Source organism: Variovorax sp. 22077 (genome assembly GCF_052044195.1).
Lineage (GTDB): Bacteria > Pseudomonadota > Gammaproteobacteria > Burkholderiales > Burkholderiaceae_C > Variovorax > Variovorax atrisoli.
In genome coordinates this window covers 132,112-148,278 of record NZ_JBQEQC010000018.1, presented here as the reverse complement: position 1 = coordinate 148,278, position 16,167 = coordinate 132,112, and the positions used below count along the sequence as shown (strand labels likewise).

Here is a 16,167-nt window from a genome sequence, read left to right as displayed (position 1 = left end):
GATGCCTTATCCCAAGCACTTCTTGTGCCTATGAATTAACGGGACAGGACACTAGCCGAGCAGCGCCAGCAGCGCGGGGCTCACGTGCACCGGCATGGCCAGCAGGATCTGCCCCATGCCCTTGCCCAGCGGATCGTTGCGCAGCGAGGCCATGCCGCCGCCGCCCAGCGCCTGCTCGCAGACGAAGTTGAAGGCGTCGATGCCGGGCACCTCGTAGCGCGTGACGCGGCCCTTGACCAGGTGGGCGAGCCAATCGGCCACGCGCGCTTCGGTGAGCTGTTCGCGCAGCAGCGGCAGCAGGGCAGGGTGGCGCGCGATGACGCCGATGTTCGAGGTGTCGCCCTTGTCGCCGCTGCGGGCCCAGGCCAGGCGCAGCAGGGGCACTTCGATGCGGTCTGCCCCGGAAGAAGACGAAGGCGAAGTCGAGTGCGAGGATGCCGAGGCGATCTCCGTCCGGGCGGCTCTGGCAGGCGAAGGGACGGCCCCGGACGCTCCTGCCGCCGTCGATGGTTCGCTGCGAGGAATGGCGATGCGCTCTCCATCGATGGTCACCGATTCCTCGACCAGCGACTTGTCGAGCAGGAAGGCGTATTGCCGGATCGAAGGCGACACGGACGCGCGCCCGCCCCCCGCGCCGGTGGTGCCCGGGGCCCAGGAGGTGCCTGCAGGAGCGACCTCGCGTGCGAACAGCTCCAGTGCCTCCTTGCGCGGGTGCGTCACCGCGAGCCGCAGCACCGCTTCGCGCGTCTGCGATGCGCGCGCATGCGGGCCGTAGCAGGACTCCGCGCCCAGCACTTCGAGCTGCGTGCCGCTGTAGGGGCCGAAGCCATATTGCGAGAAGAGCGCACTGGTGCGCGCGAGGATGGCCTCGCCCGTTCGCTTCGCCTTGGCCACCGCGTCGAAGCCCACGATGGTGAGCTGCGCCGCCGTCTTGAAGCCCTCGACATGGGTGGCGCTGACCTTGTAGCTCGCGGTGGGCGCATGGCCGCGCGCGCCGTGCACGCGCACGCGGTGCTCGCCGGCCTGCTCGATGCGCACCTGCGTGAAGTCGGCCACCACGTCGGGCAGCAGGTAGGCGGCGGGGTCGCCGATCTCGTAGAGCATCTGCTCGGCCACCACGGCGGGCGTGACCTTGCCACCGGTGCCTGCGGGCTTGGTGACGACGAAGCTGCCGTCGGCGCTGCATTCGACGATGGGGTAGCCGATGTTCGGCCAGTCGGGCACGGTGTCCCAGTCGGTGTGCAGGCCGCCGGTGGCCTGGCAGCCGCATTCGATGATGTGGCCCGCGAGGCTGCCCGCGGCGAGCAGGTCGAGGTCGTTCGGCTGCCACTCGAATTCATGCATGAGCACGCCGAGCGTGACGGCGGAGTCGACACAGCGTCCGGTGATGACGACCTGCGCGCCCGCGTCGAGTGCGGCCCGGATGGGCTGCGCGCCGAGGTAGGCGTTGGCGGTGAGCACGCGCTCGGGCAGCGAGGCACCGCTTTGCAGTTCGCGCACGGGCGATTGCGACTTGCGCAGCTCGGGCAGCAGCGGAGACACGTCGTCGCCGCTCACCACGGCGATCTTCAGTGCGATGCCCTGTTCGGCGGCGAGCGCCGCGAGCGCATCGGCGCAGCCTTGCGGGTTGACGCCGCCGGCGTTGCTCACGACGCGGATGCCCTGTTCCACGACGTCTTTCAGCACCGCCCTCATCGCCACCGACACGAAGTCGGTGGCGTAGCCGAGCTCGGGCTTCTTGAGCCGCGCGCCCGCGAGGATCGACATGGTGAGCTCTGCGAGGTAGTCGAACACGAGGTAGTCGATCCGGCCGCTGGCCACCAGCTGCGGCGCGCCCACACTGCTGTCGCCCCAGAAGCCGGAGGCGCCGCCGATGCGGACGATGCGTTCGTCGTTCCTGGCGCTCATCGTCCGCTCCATTGCGGCCTGCGCTTCTCGCGGAAGGCGAGCTGTCCTTCGGCCGCGTCCTCGGTGAGCGCGAACAGGCCGATCTGGCTTTCGGTGAAGGCCATCGATTCCTCGAAGGCCATGGCCTCGATCTTCTTCATGGTGTAGAGGCCGCGACGGATGGCGGCGGGCGACTTGTCGAGCATGCGCCCGAGCAGCCAGTCGACGCTCTCGTCGACGTCGTCGCTCACGCGGTTGACGAGATTCAGTTCAAGCGCCTGCGCCGCGTCGATGGGCTCGCCGGTGATGCACATCTCGGCCAGCACGCGGCGCGGCAGCAGGCCGCCGAGCACGCTGAGCACCTGCGCGGGAAAGAGACCGACCTTCACCTCGGGCAGCCCGAACACCGCCTGGCTGCCGGCCACGGCCATGTCGCACATCGCCATGAGGCCCATGCCGCCGGCCATGCAGGCGCCGTTGACGCGCGCGATCAGCGGCACGGTCGATTGCCGGGCCTGGCGGAAGAGGTTGGCGAAGCCCTGGTAGGGCGCTGCGTAGTCGAACTTGAACGAGGAGCCGCTCTGCAGGTCGGCGCCCGCGCAGAAGGCGCGCGTGCCGGCGCCGGTGATGACCACGGCGCGCACCGCGTTGTCGCTGTTGGCGCGCGCGATCGCGTCGCCCAGGCCCGCGAGCACGGCAGGGCTGATGGCGTTGCGGCGCTCCTCGCGGTCGATGGTGAGCCACATGACGGGCCCGCGCATCTCTTCGCGCAGTTCGGTGGACGGGGGTGTTTCGGGCATGGCGCGGGTCCTTGTGCTTCGGTGTCCGGAGATTTGTTTCTCTCCTGCCCGTAGCGTGGCCCGAAAAAAAAGCCGCATCGTGCGGCTTGTGGCTGAAGCGGTTCGGGTTTTCCCTGAAGAAGATCCGATCCGCTTGTGGCTTCTGCACGCTTTTGCGTGCTTCGGCTTACTTCAGAAGACCTTCGGCCTTCATCGCTTCCTGCACGGCGGGGCGGGCGCCGACGCGGGCATGCCAGGCCTGCAGGTTGGGGAAGCCGGAGATGTCCACGCCGGTCGGCTTGGTCCAGTTGGTCACGGTGAACAGGTAGCCATCGGCCACGCTGAAGTGTTCGCCCATCAGGTATTCCTTGCTGGCGAGTTCACCGTCGAGCCACTGGAAGCGCGACTTGAGCTTGTCCTTGAAGATGGCCTTGGCTTCCTCCGGCATGTTCGGGTTGAACAGCGGGCTGAAGCCCTTGTGCACTTCGGTGCCGATGAAGGTCAGCCATTCCTGCAGGCGGTAGCGCTGCATGGTGCCGGCGGCCGGCGCCAGGTTCTTGGTAGGAGCGAGGTCGGCGATGTACTGGAGGATGGCGGGGCCTTCGCGCAGGCGGGTGCCGTCGTCGAGTTCGAGCATCGGCACGTAGCCCAGCGGGTTGATGCCGTAGTAGTCGGTGCCGTCCTGGAGCTTGTGGCTCTTGGTGCTGGCCAGCACGGGTTCGGCGGCGATGCCCGCTTCATGCAGCGCGATGTGGGGGGAGAGCGAGCAGGCGCCGGGCGAGTAGTACAGCTTCATTCGAGAACTCCAGTGAATGTCGAGGTTGGTTGGGATTTTTTGGGTAAACCGCAGCGGATGCTAGCGGGTTTGGGGGCGTCGCGTTTTTGTCCTACGGCCTCACGCGCAGGGCGACTATCGGGCCTTAAGACGGCGTTTCCTAAGCTCCGTTCCACGGCAGGCAGGGCCTGCTGCAAGGAGAAACGAATGTTGAAGTACGCCATCATTTTTGCAGTCATCTCGCTCGTGGCCGCGCTGCTCGGCTTCGGCGGTATCGCCGCGGGTGCAGCCGGCATCGCCAAGCTGCTGTTCGGCCTGTTCCTGGTGCTGGCTCTGCTGTTCGTGGTGCTGGCCGTGCTGGGCGTGGGCGCGGTTAAAAAAGCGATCGACTGATGCACCTCTCGCACATCGAGGCGCAGCTCGACTACGAAGTTGCCGCCCCTGCGCACATGCTGCTGAACATCGAGGCAGCGCGTTCGGGCATGCAGAGCGTGATCGGGGAGGAACTGGTCGTGGAGCCGCCGACGCCTTTGCGGCTTTTCTGCGACGAGGGAAGCGGCAACCGCTTCGTCCGTTTCGATGCGAAACCGGGGCCGCTGAAGATCGTCTACAAGGCCAGCGTGCGGCGCGCCCACGTGGTGGTGCCGAACGACCTGGCCGAGATGCCGGTGACCGAAGTGCCCGACGAGGTGCTGCACTACATGATGCCGACGCGCTATTGCGAGTCGGACCTGATGTCGCGCTGCGCCCAGCAGCTCTTCGGCGATCTGCCGCCCGGCATCGGCAGGGTGCAGGCGATCGTCGACTGGATTCATGACAGCATCACCTACGAGCCGGGCAGCAGCGACTCGACAACGACCGCGCGCGAGGTGTTCGTGGAACGCGCGGGCGTATGCCGCGACTTCGCGCACCTGGGCATCACCTTCTGCCGCGCGCTGAACATTCCGGCGCGGCTGGTGGTCGGCTACGTGTGGTTCGACGAGCCGCCGCAGGATTTCCATGCCGTGTTCGAGGCGTGGCTCGGCGGTCGGTGGGTGCTGTTCGATCCGACCCGCATGGCGCCGGTCGACCGACTGGTGCGCGTGGGCACCGGACGCGATGCGAAGGACGTGGCCTTCTGCACGATCTTCGGCGACGTGCGCATGACGGGGAAGAAGCTCGTCGTGCGGGAACTGCAGGACGAGAGCCTGCAGCCCTCGATGCCGCCTTCGCCCACCGGCGAGGTGATGGGCATCGAAAAGCCCGTGCCCCTGGGGCAGGTGGACGAAGCGGCGGCCTGACTGGCTTGTTTGCTATAAAAATAATAGCAAACTATTCAGCGGCAGTCATGGAGGCAGCCCTTAGGCGTCGCTCTCCAAGCTTATCCACACAGGGGACGCAAGAGGGTGCGGCCGATTAAAATCGGTGCCCCTTTTGCGCCGCGCACGCGTCAGTTGTGCGCTCCCACTCCAAATGCTGTACCCCGAAGAATTCGACGTGATCGTCGTCGGCGGTGGCCATGCCGGCACCGAGGCCGCGCTCGCCGCCGCGCGCATGGGCGCCAAGACGCTGCTGCTCTCCCACAACATCGAGACGCTGGGGCAGATGAGCTGCAATCCGTCGATTGGCGGCATCGGCAAGGGCCACCTGGTGAAGGAGGTCGACGCGCTCGGCGGTGCGATGGCCATCGCGACCGACGAGGCCGGCATCCAGTTCCGCATCCTCAACTCGAGCAAGGGCCCGGCCGTGCGCGCGACCCGCGCCCAGGCGGACCGCGTCCTGTACAAGGCCGCCATCCGCCGCCGCCTGGAGAACCAGCCGAACCTGAGCCTGTTCCAGCAGGCGGTCGACGACCTGATGGTGGAGGGCGATCGCGTGGTCGGCGCCGTCACGCAGGTGGGCATCGCTTTCCGCGCGCGGACCGTGGTTCTGACGGCGGGCACTTTCCTCGATGGCCGCATCCACGTCGGCCTAGATAACTACCAGGCCGGGCGCGCGGGCGATCCGCCGGCGGTCAGCCTGTCTGCGCGGCTCAAGGAACTGAAGCTGCCGCAGGGCCGGCTCAAGACCGGTACGCCGCCGCGGCTCGACGGTCGCAGCATCGATTTCTCGAAGTGCACCGAGCAGCCGGGCGACGGCATGCCCGGCGGGGCAGGGCCGATGCCGGTGTTCAGCTTCATGGGTCGCGCCGACATGCACCCTCAGCAGATGCCCTGCTGGATCACGCACACCAACGCGCGTACGCACGAGATCATCCGCTCGGGCTTCGACCGCAGCCCGATGTTCACCGGCAAGATCGACGGCGTGGGCCCGCGCTACTGCCCGAGCGTGGAAGACAAGATCAACCGCTTCGCCGACAAGGAAAGCCACCAGATCTTCCTGGAACCCGAAGGCCTGACGACCAACGAGTACTACCCGAACGGGATCTCGACCAGCCTGCCCTTCGACATCCAGTACCAGCTGGTGCGCTCGATGCCGGGCCTGGAGAACGCGCACATCCTGCGCCCCGGCTACGCCATCGAATACGACTACTTCGATCCGCGCGAACTCAAGAGCAGCTTCGAGACGCGCTCGATCAAGGGTCTGTTCTTCGCCGGGCAGATCAACGGCACGACCGGGTACGAAGAGGCGGCTGCCCAGGGGCTGTTCGCCGGCATCAATGCCGCACTGCAATGCCGCGGGGAAGATGCCTGGCTGCCGCGCCGTGACGAGGCCTACCTGGGCGTGCTGGTCGACGACCTCATTACCAAGGGTGTAACCGAGCCGTACCGCATGTTCACCAGCCGCGCCGAGTTCCGGTTGCAGCTGCGCGAGGACAACGCCGACATGCGCCTGACCGAAATCGGGCGGAAGCTGGGCCTGGTGGACGACGAACGCTGGGATGCCTTCAGCCGCAAGCGCGATGCTGTTTCACGTGAAACAGAGCGACTCAAGTCGATCTGGGTGAATCCGCGCAATCTGCCGGCATCGGAATCGGAGCGGGTACTGGGCAAGGCCATCGACCACGAATACAACCTGGCTGATCTGCTGCGCCGGCCCGATGTGAGCTACGAAAGGCTGATGACGCTCGATGGCGGCAAGTACAGCGCCCAGGCTCCGCTAAGCGAAACCGAGATCGAGCAAATCGAGATCTCGGCCAAGTACTCCGGCTACATCGAGCGCCAGCACGACGAAGTGGAGCGGGCGGCGCATTTCGAGAACCTGAAGCTGCCTGCCGATTTCGACTACAGCCAGGTCAAGGCATTGAGCTTCGAGGTCCGGCAGAAGCTGAACAAGCACCGTCCCGAGACGCTGGGACTTGCCTCGCGCATCTCGGGCGTGACGCCGGCAGCCATTTCCTTGCTGATGATCCATCTGCGCAAGGGCGGTCACAAGGCATTCGCCCCGGGCGCGACCGAAGCTGCCGCCACGGAAGCCGCCGCCGAATGACGGCGCCGATTGATACGCTGCGCGCTGGCGCAGCCACCATGGGCGTGGCGCTGTCCGATACCCAGGGAGAACAGCTGCTGGCCTACGGCACGCTGATGCTCAAGTGGAACAAGGTCTACAACCTTACGGCGCTGCGTGATTCCGCCAGCGTGCTCACGCACCACCTGCTCGACAGTCTGGCGGCTGTTGCGCCGCTGCAGCGCGAGTGGGCAGGGAAGGGCAAGCTGCTGGACGTCGGGTCCGGCGGTGGACTGCCCGGCGTGGTGATCGCGATCATGCGGCCTGATCTGGAAGTGAGCTGCCTTGATGCGGTTGCCAAGAAGGCGGCATTCGTTCAACAGGTTGCAGCCGAACTGGAGCTGCCGAATCTTCGCGGGCTGCACGCTCGAGTCGAATCGCTGGCAGGAAGCTACGAAGTCATCAGCTCGCGCGCCTTTGCATCCCTGCCGGATTTCTTCAACGGCTCGATGAACCTGCTTGCTCCGGGCGGTGTGTGGCTTGCGATGAAGGGCAAGGTGCCGACCGACGAACTGGCGGCCGTGCCCAAGGGCGTGTCTGTGTTTCACGTGGAACAACTGACGGTTCCCGGCCTGGATGCGGAGCGCTGCATCGTCTGGGCTCGCAAGGTTGCCGCTTAGATCGGCACCTGATTCACAAAAAGAGGGCGCGACACCGGTAAAAGCCGGTGTCCGAACGATCTTCGCGGCGGTGTGCTCGCTTAGACTCGATGCCTCCCTCTGGTCTCTTCCCCGACTCGCTTTTTCGAGGCAACCCCATGTTCGGCATTGCTGACTACGGCGCATTCGTCGCCGCCATCGTCCTCTTCCTCCTGATTCCCGGTCCGGGCAATCTGGCGCTGATCACCTCGACCAGCAAGGGCGGCATCCGTGGGGGCCTCGCCGCGACGGCGGGGGTGATCGTCGGCGACCAGTTCCTTCTGTGGGCAGCGGTGGCCGGCGTGTCGGCCGTCATGGCCGCCTACCCGGCGGCGTTCAAGGCTGTGCAGTGGCTGGGCGCCGCCTACCTCGGTTGGATGGGCATCAAGATGCTGATGGCGAAGCCGGGCTCGGCCCCCATCCTCAATATCAAGCCCAGCCACTTCATGCGCCAGGCCTTCACCATCACGCTGCTGAACCCGAAGGCGATCGTTTTCTACATGGCCTTTTTCCCGCTGTTCGTGGACCCGGCCCGGCATCAGGGCCTGATCACCTTCGGCGCAATGGCCGTGACCATCGCCGCACTGACCTTCCTGTACGGCCTGACCTCGACGCTGCTCACGCATTTCTTAGCCGAGCGCATCCGCGCGAATCCCCGTATTTCCACCACGCTCGAAAAGCTCGCAGGCACCTTCCTGGTCGCCTTCGGCGTCAAGCTCGCAATCTCGCGCTGATCGATCGCTCCCCGGTACTCACATGGCCAAGATTTTCTGCATCGCAAACCAGAAGGGCGGCGTCGGCAAGACCACCACCACCGTCAATCTCGCCGCCGGCCTGGCGAAGGTCGGCCAGCGCGTGCTGATGATCGACCTCGACCCTCAGGGCAACGCCACCATGGGCTCGGGCATCGACAAGCGCGAGCTGGAGCTGACGGTGTACGACGTGCTGCTCGAATCGGCCTCGGTGGCCGAGGCCCGGGTCAAGGCCGACAAGCTGGTGGAGGGCGGCTGCGGCTACGACGTGCTGGGTGCCAACCGCGAACTGGCGGGCGCCGAAGTCGAGATGGTCGCGCTCGACCGCCGCGAGAAGCGCCTGCGCACTGCGCTCGCGGCCGTCGGTGCCGAGTACGACTTCATCCTGATCGACTGCCCGCCCAGCCTGAGCCTGCTGACGCTGAACGGCCTGTGCGCCGCCCACGGCGTGATCGTGCCCATGCAGTGCGAGTACTTCGCGCTCGAAGGCCTGACCGACCTGGTCAACACCATCAAGCAGGTTCACGCCAACCTCAACAAGAACCTGCAGATCATCGGCCTGCTGCGCGTGATGTTCGATCCGCGCATCACGCTGCAGCAGCAGGTGAGCGAGCAGCTCAAGTCCCACTTCGGCGACAAGGTGTTCGATACCGTGATCCCGCGCAACGTGCGCCTGGCCGAGGCGCCGAGCTACGGGTTGCCGGGCGTCGTGTTCGATCCGGCCGCCCGCGGCAGCCAGGCCTTCATCGCCTTCGCGCAGGAGCTGGTCGAGAAGATGCCGCCTGCGAGCGCCTTCGCCTCCGGTGCGGTCGCCCCGCCCATCGCGCCGGTCTCGCGCATCACGCCCGACCTGCCCATCCCCGAGGACGTGTTGGCACCCGCCGCTTCGCCGGCCGCCGACTCGACCAGCGAGAACAACGCCTGAGGCTTCTTGCGACCCGCAAGCGAGTTGCTATTAAATTCGTAGCAAATGACTGAACCACGCATCCTGCTGCTGCCCGGCTGGCAGAACAGCGGTCCCGGCCATTGGCAGACACGCTGGGAATCTCTCCATGGCGACCATCGCGTCGAGCAGCACGAGTGGATGCGTCCGCTGCGCGGCGACTGGTCCGCGCGGCTCGAGGAAGAAGTGCTGGCCTCGCCCGGCCAGGTGGTCTTTGCGGCGCACAGCCTCGGCTGCATCCTGGTCGCCGCCTGGGCCGCACATTCGCGCAACACGCACAAGGTCCGCGGCGCGCTGCTGGTGGCGCCGGGCGACGTCGAGAGCGACAGCCTGCGCCAGCTCATACCGGGCTGGACGCCCATCGTGCGCAAGCCGCTGCCGTTCCAGGCGGTGCTGATCGCAGCCAATGACGACCCGTACTGCGAAGCCTCGCGCTCGCGCCAGCTCGCCGCCGACTGGGGTGCGCGCTTCGTCGACGCGGGCGCGCGCGGCCACCTGAATGCCGAATCGGGCCTGGGCGACTGGCCCGAGGGTCGGAAACTCCTGAACGAAATCTCGAAAGAAAAGAACTGATGGCGACCAAGAAACCCAAGGGACTGGGCCGCGGCCTCGAAGCGCTGCTGGGACCGGCGGCTGCTCCTTCCGCCGACAGCGGCAACAGCGGCGGCCATGGCGGCGCGGCCGGCTCGGAGGAGGGCGGCGCCCAGCGCAACCCGAGCACGCTGATGCTCGACCAGATGGTCGCCGGCGTCTACCAGCCCCGCACGCGCATGGACGAGGGTGCGCTCTACGAGCTGGCCGAGAGCATCAAGGTGCAGGGCATCATGCAGCCGATCCTGGTGCGGCGGCTCGATCCCGAATCGGCCGCGGCCAAGAACGCCGAGTACGAAATCATCGCGGGCGAACGGCGCTTCCGTGCCGCGAAGCTCGCCGGCCTCGACAGCGTGCCGGTGCTGGTGCGCGACGTGCCGAACGAGGCGGCCGCCGCGATGTCGCTCATCGAGAACATCCAGCGCGAGGACCTCAACCCGCTCGAAGAGGCCCAGGGCCTGCAACGCCTGGTGACCGAGTTTGGGCTCACTCACGAGCAGGCGGCCCAGGCCGTGGGCCGCTCGCGCAGCGCGGCCAGCAACCTCCTGCGCCTGCTGAACCTGGCCGAGCCCGCGCAGCAGATGCTGATGGCCGGAGACATCGACATGGGCCACGCCCGTGCGCTGCTGTCGCTCGACCGCGGCACGCAGATCACGGCCGCCAACCAGATCGCGGCCAAGAAGATGTCGGTGCGCGAGGCCGAGTCGCTGGTGAAGAAGCTCGCGGCCGAGTTCACGCTCACGCCTTCGCGCCGCAGCAACGACGGCGAGAAGTCGCGCGACCTGCTGCGCGTGGAAGAAGAACTGGCCGACCTGCTCACCGCCGAGGTCGAGGTCCGCATCAAGAAGCGCACCAAGCGCGGCGGCCGCGTCGAGGAGAGCGGCGAGCTCGCGATCCACTTCGGCTCCATCGAGGCGCTCAACGGATTGATCGAACGCATCCGCCGAACGGCCTAGTGTTGCGAATCGGGGCTCCGGCATTCGTTTGATTGATTCCTGCAATCCTTTGCGCGTATCCTCGACCGCTGGTTTTTCCAATCCCAGTTCTCTGAACAACAGAGGGAGTAGTCCACCATGCAACTCACCAGGTTCCCGCTGGCGGCCATCGCCGCTGGCGCAATTCTTCTCACCGGTTGCGCCGCGACCGACATGCAGATGGGCAGCCAGTCGGCCAAGACCATGGCCACCGGCAGTGCCGCAGGCAGTGCCACCGACAACGCCAGCAGCCAGCTCGAACGCTGCGAGTCGCCGCTCGGCACCGTCTCGCTGATCGAGAACCAGAGCGCGGGCTGGTACACCATCCTCACCGGCGAATACCGCCTGCCTCCCACCGCCAACCTGCTGCGCCTGCTGGTGCAGCAATCGAACTGCTTCATCGTGGTCGAGCGCGGCGCCGCCGGCATGAACGCGATGACGCGCGAACGCGCGCTGCAGCAGTCGGGCGAGATGCGCGGCGGCAGCAACTTCGGCCGCGGCCAGATGGTCGCCTCCGATTACGGCCTGTCGCCCGAGATCGTGTTCAGCAACAGCGATGCCGGCGGCATCGGCGGCGCGCTCGGCGGGCTGGTGGGCGGCGGCCGTGGCCGTGCGCTCGCAGCCATCGGCGGCAACATGCAGACCAAGGAAGCCAGCGCGCTGCTGACGCTGATCGACAACCGCTCGGGCGTGCAGGTCGCGGCCTCCGAAGGCAGCGCCTCCAAGACCGACTTCGGCGCCTTCGGTGCGCTGGCCGGCCGCAGCGCGGGCGGCGGCCTCGGCGGCTACACCAACACGGCACAGGGCAAGGTCATTGCCGCGGCCTTCATGGACGCCTTCAACCAGATGGTCCGCTCGCTGCGCAACTACAAGGCGCAGACCGTGCGCGGCCAGGGCCTCGGCGGCGGCGGCCGACTGGGCGTGGATGGCGGCGCTGCACCATCGCAGACCTACGTGCCGGCGGAGAAGGCTCCCCCGGCGCGCCGCCGCACCAACTGATCTGCCAGTCGCCGCACGGCAAAAAGCCCGGGGCTCTCGCGAGTCGCCGGGCTTTTGTTCGTTGGACGCCTTCGGATCAGAGGCTGAAGATCTTCCCCGGATTCATGATGTTCTTCGGATCGAGCGCCCGCTTGATCGTGCGCATCATGTCGATCGCGCCCGCGCCTGCCTCGTTCACCAGGAACTCCATCTTGTGCAGCCCCACGCCGTGCTCGCCGGTGCAGGTGCCTTCGAGCGCCAGCGCGCGGCTCACCAGCGCATGGTTCAGCTCCTCGGCCTTCACGCGCTCCTCGGGGAGGTTCGGGTCGAGCAGGTAGCCGAAGTGGAAGTTGCCGTCGCCCACGTGGCCGACGAGGAAGTAGGGGATGCCGCTGGCATCGGCCTCGGCCACCGAGTCGAGCAGGCAGTCGGCCAGGCGCGAGATAGGCACGCAGGTGTCGGTGGAGATCACGCGGCAGCCGGGACGCGACTGCACCGCCGCGAAGTAGCTGTTGTGCCGCGCCGTCCACAGGCGCGTGCGTTCTTCCGGCGTGCTGGCCCACTCGAACGCATTGCCGCCGTGGCCGCTCGCGATTTCCTGCACCGTCTCGGCCTGCTCCTTCACGCCGGCCGGCGAGCCGTGGAACTCCATCAGCAGCATCGGTTCCTCGCGCAGGTTCAGCTTGGCGTAGGCGTTCACCATGCGCACCGTGTTCACGTCGATCAGCTCCACGCGTGCGATCGGCACGCCGAGCTGGATGGTCTCGATGGTGGTGCGCACCGCGGCCTCGATGCTCGGGAAGGAACAGATCGCGGCGGACACCGCCTCGGGCAGCGGGTAGATGCGCAGCGTGATCTCGGTGACCACGCCCAGCGTACCCTCGCTGCCCACCATGAGGCGCGTGAGGTCGTAGCCGGCCGACGACTTCTTCGCACGCGTGCCGGTGCGGATGATGTCGCCCGCGGCCGTCACCACCTCGAGCGCCAACACGTTCTCGCGCATCGTGCCGTAGCGCACCGCGTTCGTGCCGCTCGCGCGCGTGGCCGTCATGCCGCCGATGGAGGCGTCGGCGCCCGGGTCGATGGGGAAGAACAGGCCCGTGCTCTTGATCTCTTCGTTGAGCTGCTTGCGCGTGACGCCGGGCTGCACCGTCACCGTCAGGTCGTCGGCATTGACGGACAGCACCTTGTTCATGCGCGACACGTCGATGCTGATGCCGCCCTGCACCGCCAGCAGGTGGCCTTCGAGCGAGGAGCCCACGCCGAAGGGGATGACCGGCACGCTGTGCTCGCTCGCGAGCTTCACCGCGTCTGCAACATCCTGCGTACTCTCGGCGAACACCACCGCGGAGGGCGGCGGCGCGTCGAAGGAAGACTCGTCGCGGCCGTGCTGCGTGCGCACCGCCATCGCCGTGGAGCAGTTGGCGCCGAAGCGCGCCTTCAGCGCCTCGATCAGGCTCTCGGGCACTTCGCGCAGATGAAGCTCCGGCAGCAGGTGCGAGGTTTGGGTCGGGGCATTCATCGGGCGTCTCCTGGCGGGTGAGGGGGATCGGCCATTCTACGGAGCGAGCACCATAATGCGCTTCGGAAAAACATGAACCCCACCACACTCAACGCCCTTGCGGCCTTTCCCTCGCAGCTGGAGGCCCACTACGCGGCCATTCCCTTCGCCTTCAGGCACTGGGCGCCGCCTTCGTGGGAAGGCGTGCCCAGCGAGGCCTTCACCGCCATCGAGCAGCTCTGCCACGTGCGCGACATCGAGATCGAGGGCTACCACGTGCGCTTGCGCCGCACGCTGACCGAAGCCCACCCGACGCTCGCCTCCATCGACAGCGAACCGCTGGCCATCGAGCGCAACTACGGCGCGGCCGATGCGGCCCAGGTGCTGGCCGATTTCCGCATGGCGCGCGCGCAGACGATGGAGATCATCTCCGGCCTGAACGATGCGCAGCTCGCGCGCACCGCCGTGTTCGAGGGCTACGGCCCGCTCACGATGCGCAGTCTCATCCACTACCTCTGCAGCCACGACCAGCAGCACCTCGCCGGGCTGCAATGGCTGGCGGGCAAGATCGACGCATCGACCGTCGCGCAATAAGAAGCAGGAGCGCCCATGGGCAACCGACTTTCCCAGATCGCCACCCGCACCGGCGACGACGGCACCACCGGCCTCGGCGACAACACGCGCGTGTCGAAGGACAACCTGCGCGTGCACGCGATGGGCGACGTGGACGAACTCAACTCGCACATCGGCGTGTTGCTGTGCGAGCCCATGCCGGAGCCCGTCCGCGAGCTGCTGGTCGACGTGCAGCACCAGCTCTTCAACCTCGGTGGAGAGCTGTCGATGCCGGGCTTCACGCTGCTGAAGCCCGAGGCCCTGCTGCAGCTGGACAACGCACTGGCCGAGCACAACGCCGCGCTGCCGCGCCTGGCCGAATTCATCCTGCCCGCAGGCACGCGCGCGGCCTCGCTCGCGCATGTGTGCCGCACCGTTGCGCGCAGGGCCGAGCGCGCCGTGGTGGCGCTGGGCGCCGCCGAGCAGCTCAACGACGCGCTGCGGCAATACCTCAACCGGCTCAGCGACCTGCTCTTCGTGCTCGCGCGCGTGCTCAACCGCGTGGACGGCGGCGACGACGTCTACTGGAAGAGCGAGCGCATGGCCCGCGCTGCCGCTGTGGCAGCGGAAGAAACAGACACCAAGGAGGCTCCATGAAACTTTCCGTCCCTCTCCACGCGTCGCTTGCTGTGGCGATGTCCGCCATGCTGTGCCTGCCCGGTCTCGCGCAGGCCCAGAGTGCCGACAACCCGCCGAAGGCGCAGCGCGCCCACACGCTCAAGTCGCCCTCGCGCGGCGGCAAGGTGGTGGGCAGCGTGCAGCGCGGCACCAATGCCGCCGGCCGCAGCATCGACCGCGCCGACTCTGCCACGCGACGCGGCGTCAACAACGTGTCGGAAAAGGCCAGCCGGCCCGTGCGCAGGGTGGGCGAAGCCTTCGGGCGCAAGCTCTCGCCGGGATCGAGCGGACGTGCTGCACCGCCGTCCGTGGGCCCGCAAGGCAGCGCGCCCTGATATCGAACGCCGCTGTTCGGGGCGCGATCACGCCGACGGTGTGATCGATGTACGCAGCGCTCGTGCGGCCGGCATAAGCAGAGCGCTTGTGTGCGAATGGCACCGGGTACTCCCCGCAGCGAAATAAAGGAGTAGCTGAAGGCGGGGGACATTCGCGGAGGGGAGTACCCGATGTCATTCGCACGCATCCCGGAACATCTCTCCAAGGATCACATGGCACGAAATGTAGAGATCAAGGCCTGCATCGACAGCATCGAACGTGTCGCAGCCATCGCCACGACACTGGCCGACAAGGGCCCCGTCGAGATCGCGCAGGACGACACCTTCTTCCGCTGCACCGGCAGCTCGGATCGCCTCAAGCTGCGCACCTTCGCACCCGACCGCGCGGAGCTGATCTTCTACCGCCGCGCGGACAGCACCGGCCCGAAGGAATCGTTCTACCTGATCACGCCCTGCGCCACGCCCGACGTGCTGCGCGAATCGCTCACGCTCGCGTGGGGGCAGGCGGGCCGCGTGCGCAAGCAGCGCCGGCTGTTCCTCGCGGGCCGCACGCGCATCCACCTCGATCGCGTGGAAGGGCTCGGCGAGTTCCTCGAGCTCGAAGTGGTGCTGGCGGAGGGCGAGCCGGCCGAAGCCGGCATCGCCGAGGCGCATGCGCTCATGGCGCAGCTCGGCGTGGGTGCCGACCAGCTGGTGCAGGGCGCCTACGTCGACCTGCTCAACGCCAGCCGGCGGACTTGAACTGCTCCGCCAGGAGCTGCGCGACCTTCTCGTAGCCCCGCGCGTTCGCATGGATGCGGTCGGACCGCAGCGACGAGTCGGAGAGCACGCTCGAGTACACGTTCGCGACAAGCAGCGCCTGCTGCGACTTCGCCACCTCCTCGTAGAACGGCGCATCGCTGAGCGAGCCCACCGCTGCGCGCATCGCGTCGGGCGCGGGTGTCGCCAGCACGGCCACGTAGGGCGTGTGCGCGCGCGCCTGGGTGACGAGTTCCACGAGGTTGTCGCGCGTCGACGCGGCCGACACGCCGCGCAGCATGTCGTTGCCGCCGATGCCGATCAGGATCGCGTCGTAGCTCGCGCCGCTCAGCAGCCCGGGCAGGCGCTGCAGCGCGCCTGCGGAGGTGTCGCCGTTGACGCCTGCGTTCTCCACCTGCCAGCCCGTGAGCTCGCCCAGCTTCATTGGCCATGAGGCCTCGGGCGGCGCGCCGTAGCCGAAGGTGAGGCTGTCGCCCAGGGCCAGCACGTGCGCACCGGGCTTCAGTGCCGTGGCCGATGGCTTGCGCCTGCCGCAGGCTGCCAGCAGGCCCGCGGCAGGCAGGCCCGCCAGCAGATGGAGGAGGTGTCGTCGCTTCATG

At 67.4% G+C, this 16,167-nt stretch carries 18 protein-coding genes; 13 read left to right on the top strand and 5 right to left on the bottom strand.

Features of this window, described 5'->3' with window-relative positions; all coding sequences use genetic code 11:
• Positions 1 to 51: 51 nt before the first annotated feature.
• From ACTJLF_RS24105 to gstA, 3 genes are all read right to left on the bottom strand, one after another.
• Entirely contained in the window at positions 52 to 1,908 is a 1,857-nt protein-coding gene (locus ACTJLF_RS24105; RefSeq protein WP_440884047.1) for an acyclic terpene utilization AtuA family protein, read from the bottom strand.
• Positions 1,905 to 2,687 (bottom strand): enoyl-CoA hydratase/isomerase family protein, encoded by a 783-nt coding sequence (locus ACTJLF_RS24100; RefSeq protein ID WP_440884046.1) that lies wholly within the window; start codon positions 2,685 to 2,687, stop codon positions 1,905 to 1,907. Before ACTJLF_RS24100 ends, ACTJLF_RS24105 begins: the two co-directional genes overlap by 4 nt.
• 166 nt (positions 2,688 to 2,853) lie before the next feature.
• Complete coding sequence (gstA, locus tag ACTJLF_RS24095; protein ID WP_019653612.1) at positions 2,854 to 3,462, bottom strand: glutathione transferase GstA; 609 nt, start codon at positions 3,460 to 3,462, stop codon at positions 2,854 to 2,856.
• 186 nt (positions 3,463 to 3,648) lie between these two features.
• Here gstA and ACTJLF_RS24090 point away from each other — a divergent pair, with 186 nt between their 5' ends.
• The 9 genes from ACTJLF_RS24090 (at position 3,649) to ACTJLF_RS24050 (ending at position 11,764) form a co-directional block, all read left to right on the top strand.
• Positions 3,649 to 3,834, top strand: a complete 186-nt coding sequence (locus ACTJLF_RS24090) for a DUF1328 family protein (RefSeq protein ID WP_019653611.1) — start codon at positions 3,649 to 3,651, stop codon at positions 3,832 to 3,834.
• Positions 3,834 to 4,721, top strand: a complete 888-nt coding sequence (locus ACTJLF_RS24085; RefSeq protein ID WP_019653610.1) for a transglutaminase-like domain-containing protein — start codon at positions 3,834 to 3,836, stop codon at positions 4,719 to 4,721. Before ACTJLF_RS24090 ends, ACTJLF_RS24085 begins: the two co-directional genes overlap by 1 nt.
• A gap of 172 nt (positions 4,722 to 4,893) precedes the next feature.
• Positions 4,894 to 6,849, top strand: coding sequence for a tRNA uridine-5-carboxymethylaminomethyl(34) synthesis enzyme MnmG (gene mnmG, locus ACTJLF_RS24080; RefSeq protein ID WP_440884045.1), 1,956 nt, complete (start codon positions 4,894 to 4,896; stop codon positions 6,847 to 6,849).
• Positions 6,846 to 7,487 carry a 16S rRNA (guanine(527)-N(7))-methyltransferase RsmG gene (rsmG, locus tag ACTJLF_RS24075; RefSeq protein ID WP_440884044.1) on the top strand — a complete coding sequence of 214 codons (642 nt, stop codon included), beginning with the start codon at positions 6,846 to 6,848 and terminating at the stop codon, positions 7,485 to 7,487. The genes mnmG and rsmG overlap by 4 nt, the downstream gene beginning before the upstream one ends.
• Positions 7,488 to 7,624: 137 nt before the next feature.
• Positions 7,625 to 8,239, top strand: coding sequence for a LysE family transporter (locus ACTJLF_RS24070; RefSeq protein WP_126183556.1), 615 nt, complete (start codon positions 7,625 to 7,627; stop codon positions 8,237 to 8,239).
• A gap of 22 nt (positions 8,240 to 8,261) precedes the next feature.
• Entirely contained in the window at positions 8,262 to 9,182 is a 921-nt protein-coding gene (locus ACTJLF_RS24065; RefSeq protein ID WP_019653606.1) for a ParA family protein, read from the top strand.
• A gap of 45 nt (positions 9,183 to 9,227) precedes the next feature.
• Positions 9,228 to 9,773: an RBBP9/YdeN family alpha/beta hydrolase gene (locus tag ACTJLF_RS24060; RefSeq protein ID WP_440884043.1), complete on the top strand. Its 546-nt coding sequence runs from the start codon at positions 9,228 to 9,230 to the stop codon at positions 9,771 to 9,773.
• Positions 9,773 to 10,747 carry a ParB/RepB/Spo0J family partition protein gene (locus ACTJLF_RS24055; protein ID WP_019653604.1) on the top strand — a complete coding sequence of 325 codons (975 nt, stop codon included), beginning with the start codon at positions 9,773 to 9,775 and terminating at the stop codon, positions 10,745 to 10,747. The genes ACTJLF_RS24060 and ACTJLF_RS24055 overlap by 1 nt, the downstream gene beginning before the upstream one ends.
• A 117-nt stretch (positions 10,748 to 10,864) precedes the next feature.
• Positions 10,865 to 11,764, top strand: a complete 900-nt coding sequence (locus ACTJLF_RS24050) for a CsgG/HfaB family protein (protein ID WP_019653603.1) — start codon at positions 10,865 to 10,867, stop codon at positions 11,762 to 11,764.
• A 76-nt stretch (positions 11,765 to 11,840) separates the two neighbouring features.
• On the opposite strand, the gene ACTJLF_RS24045 is transcribed toward ACTJLF_RS24050, so the two are convergent.
• A complete protein-coding gene (locus tag ACTJLF_RS24045) occupies positions 11,841 to 13,265 on the bottom strand; it encodes an FAD-binding oxidoreductase (protein WP_019653602.1) in 1,425 nt (474 codons plus the stop codon).
• 72 nt (positions 13,266 to 13,337) lie between these two features.
• On the opposite strand from ACTJLF_RS24045, the gene ACTJLF_RS24040 reads away from it, so the two are divergent.
• From ACTJLF_RS24040 to ACTJLF_RS24025, 4 genes are all read left to right on the top strand, one after another.
• Positions 13,338 to 13,838 (top strand): DinB family protein, encoded by a 501-nt coding sequence (locus ACTJLF_RS24040; RefSeq protein WP_126183553.1) that lies wholly within the window; start codon positions 13,338 to 13,340, stop codon positions 13,836 to 13,838.
• Between the two features lie 15 nt (positions 13,839 to 13,853).
• Entirely contained in the window at positions 13,854 to 14,453 is a 600-nt protein-coding gene (locus tag ACTJLF_RS24035; protein ID WP_126183552.1) for a cob(I)yrinic acid a,c-diamide adenosyltransferase, read from the top strand.
• The gene (locus ACTJLF_RS24030) at positions 14,450 to 14,809 is read left to right on the top strand and encodes a hypothetical protein (RefSeq protein WP_026346282.1); all 360 of its coding nucleotides are present in this window, start codon (positions 14,450 to 14,452) and stop codon (positions 14,807 to 14,809) included. The genes ACTJLF_RS24035 and ACTJLF_RS24030 overlap by 4 nt, the downstream gene beginning before the upstream one ends.
• A 213-nt stretch (positions 14,810 to 15,022) precedes the next feature.
• Positions 15,023 to 15,550 (top strand): class IV adenylate cyclase, encoded by a 528-nt coding sequence (locus tag ACTJLF_RS24025; RefSeq protein WP_132755699.1) that lies wholly within the window; start codon positions 15,023 to 15,025, stop codon positions 15,548 to 15,550.
• On the opposite strand, the gene ACTJLF_RS24020 is transcribed toward ACTJLF_RS24025, so the two are convergent.
• Positions 15,528 to 16,166, bottom strand: coding sequence for a GDSL-type esterase/lipase family protein (locus ACTJLF_RS24020; RefSeq protein WP_132755701.1), 639 nt, complete (start codon positions 16,164 to 16,166; stop codon positions 15,528 to 15,530). The two genes, ACTJLF_RS24025 and ACTJLF_RS24020, sit on opposite strands and share 23 nt — an antisense overlap.
• Position 16,167 lies beyond the last annotated feature (1 nt).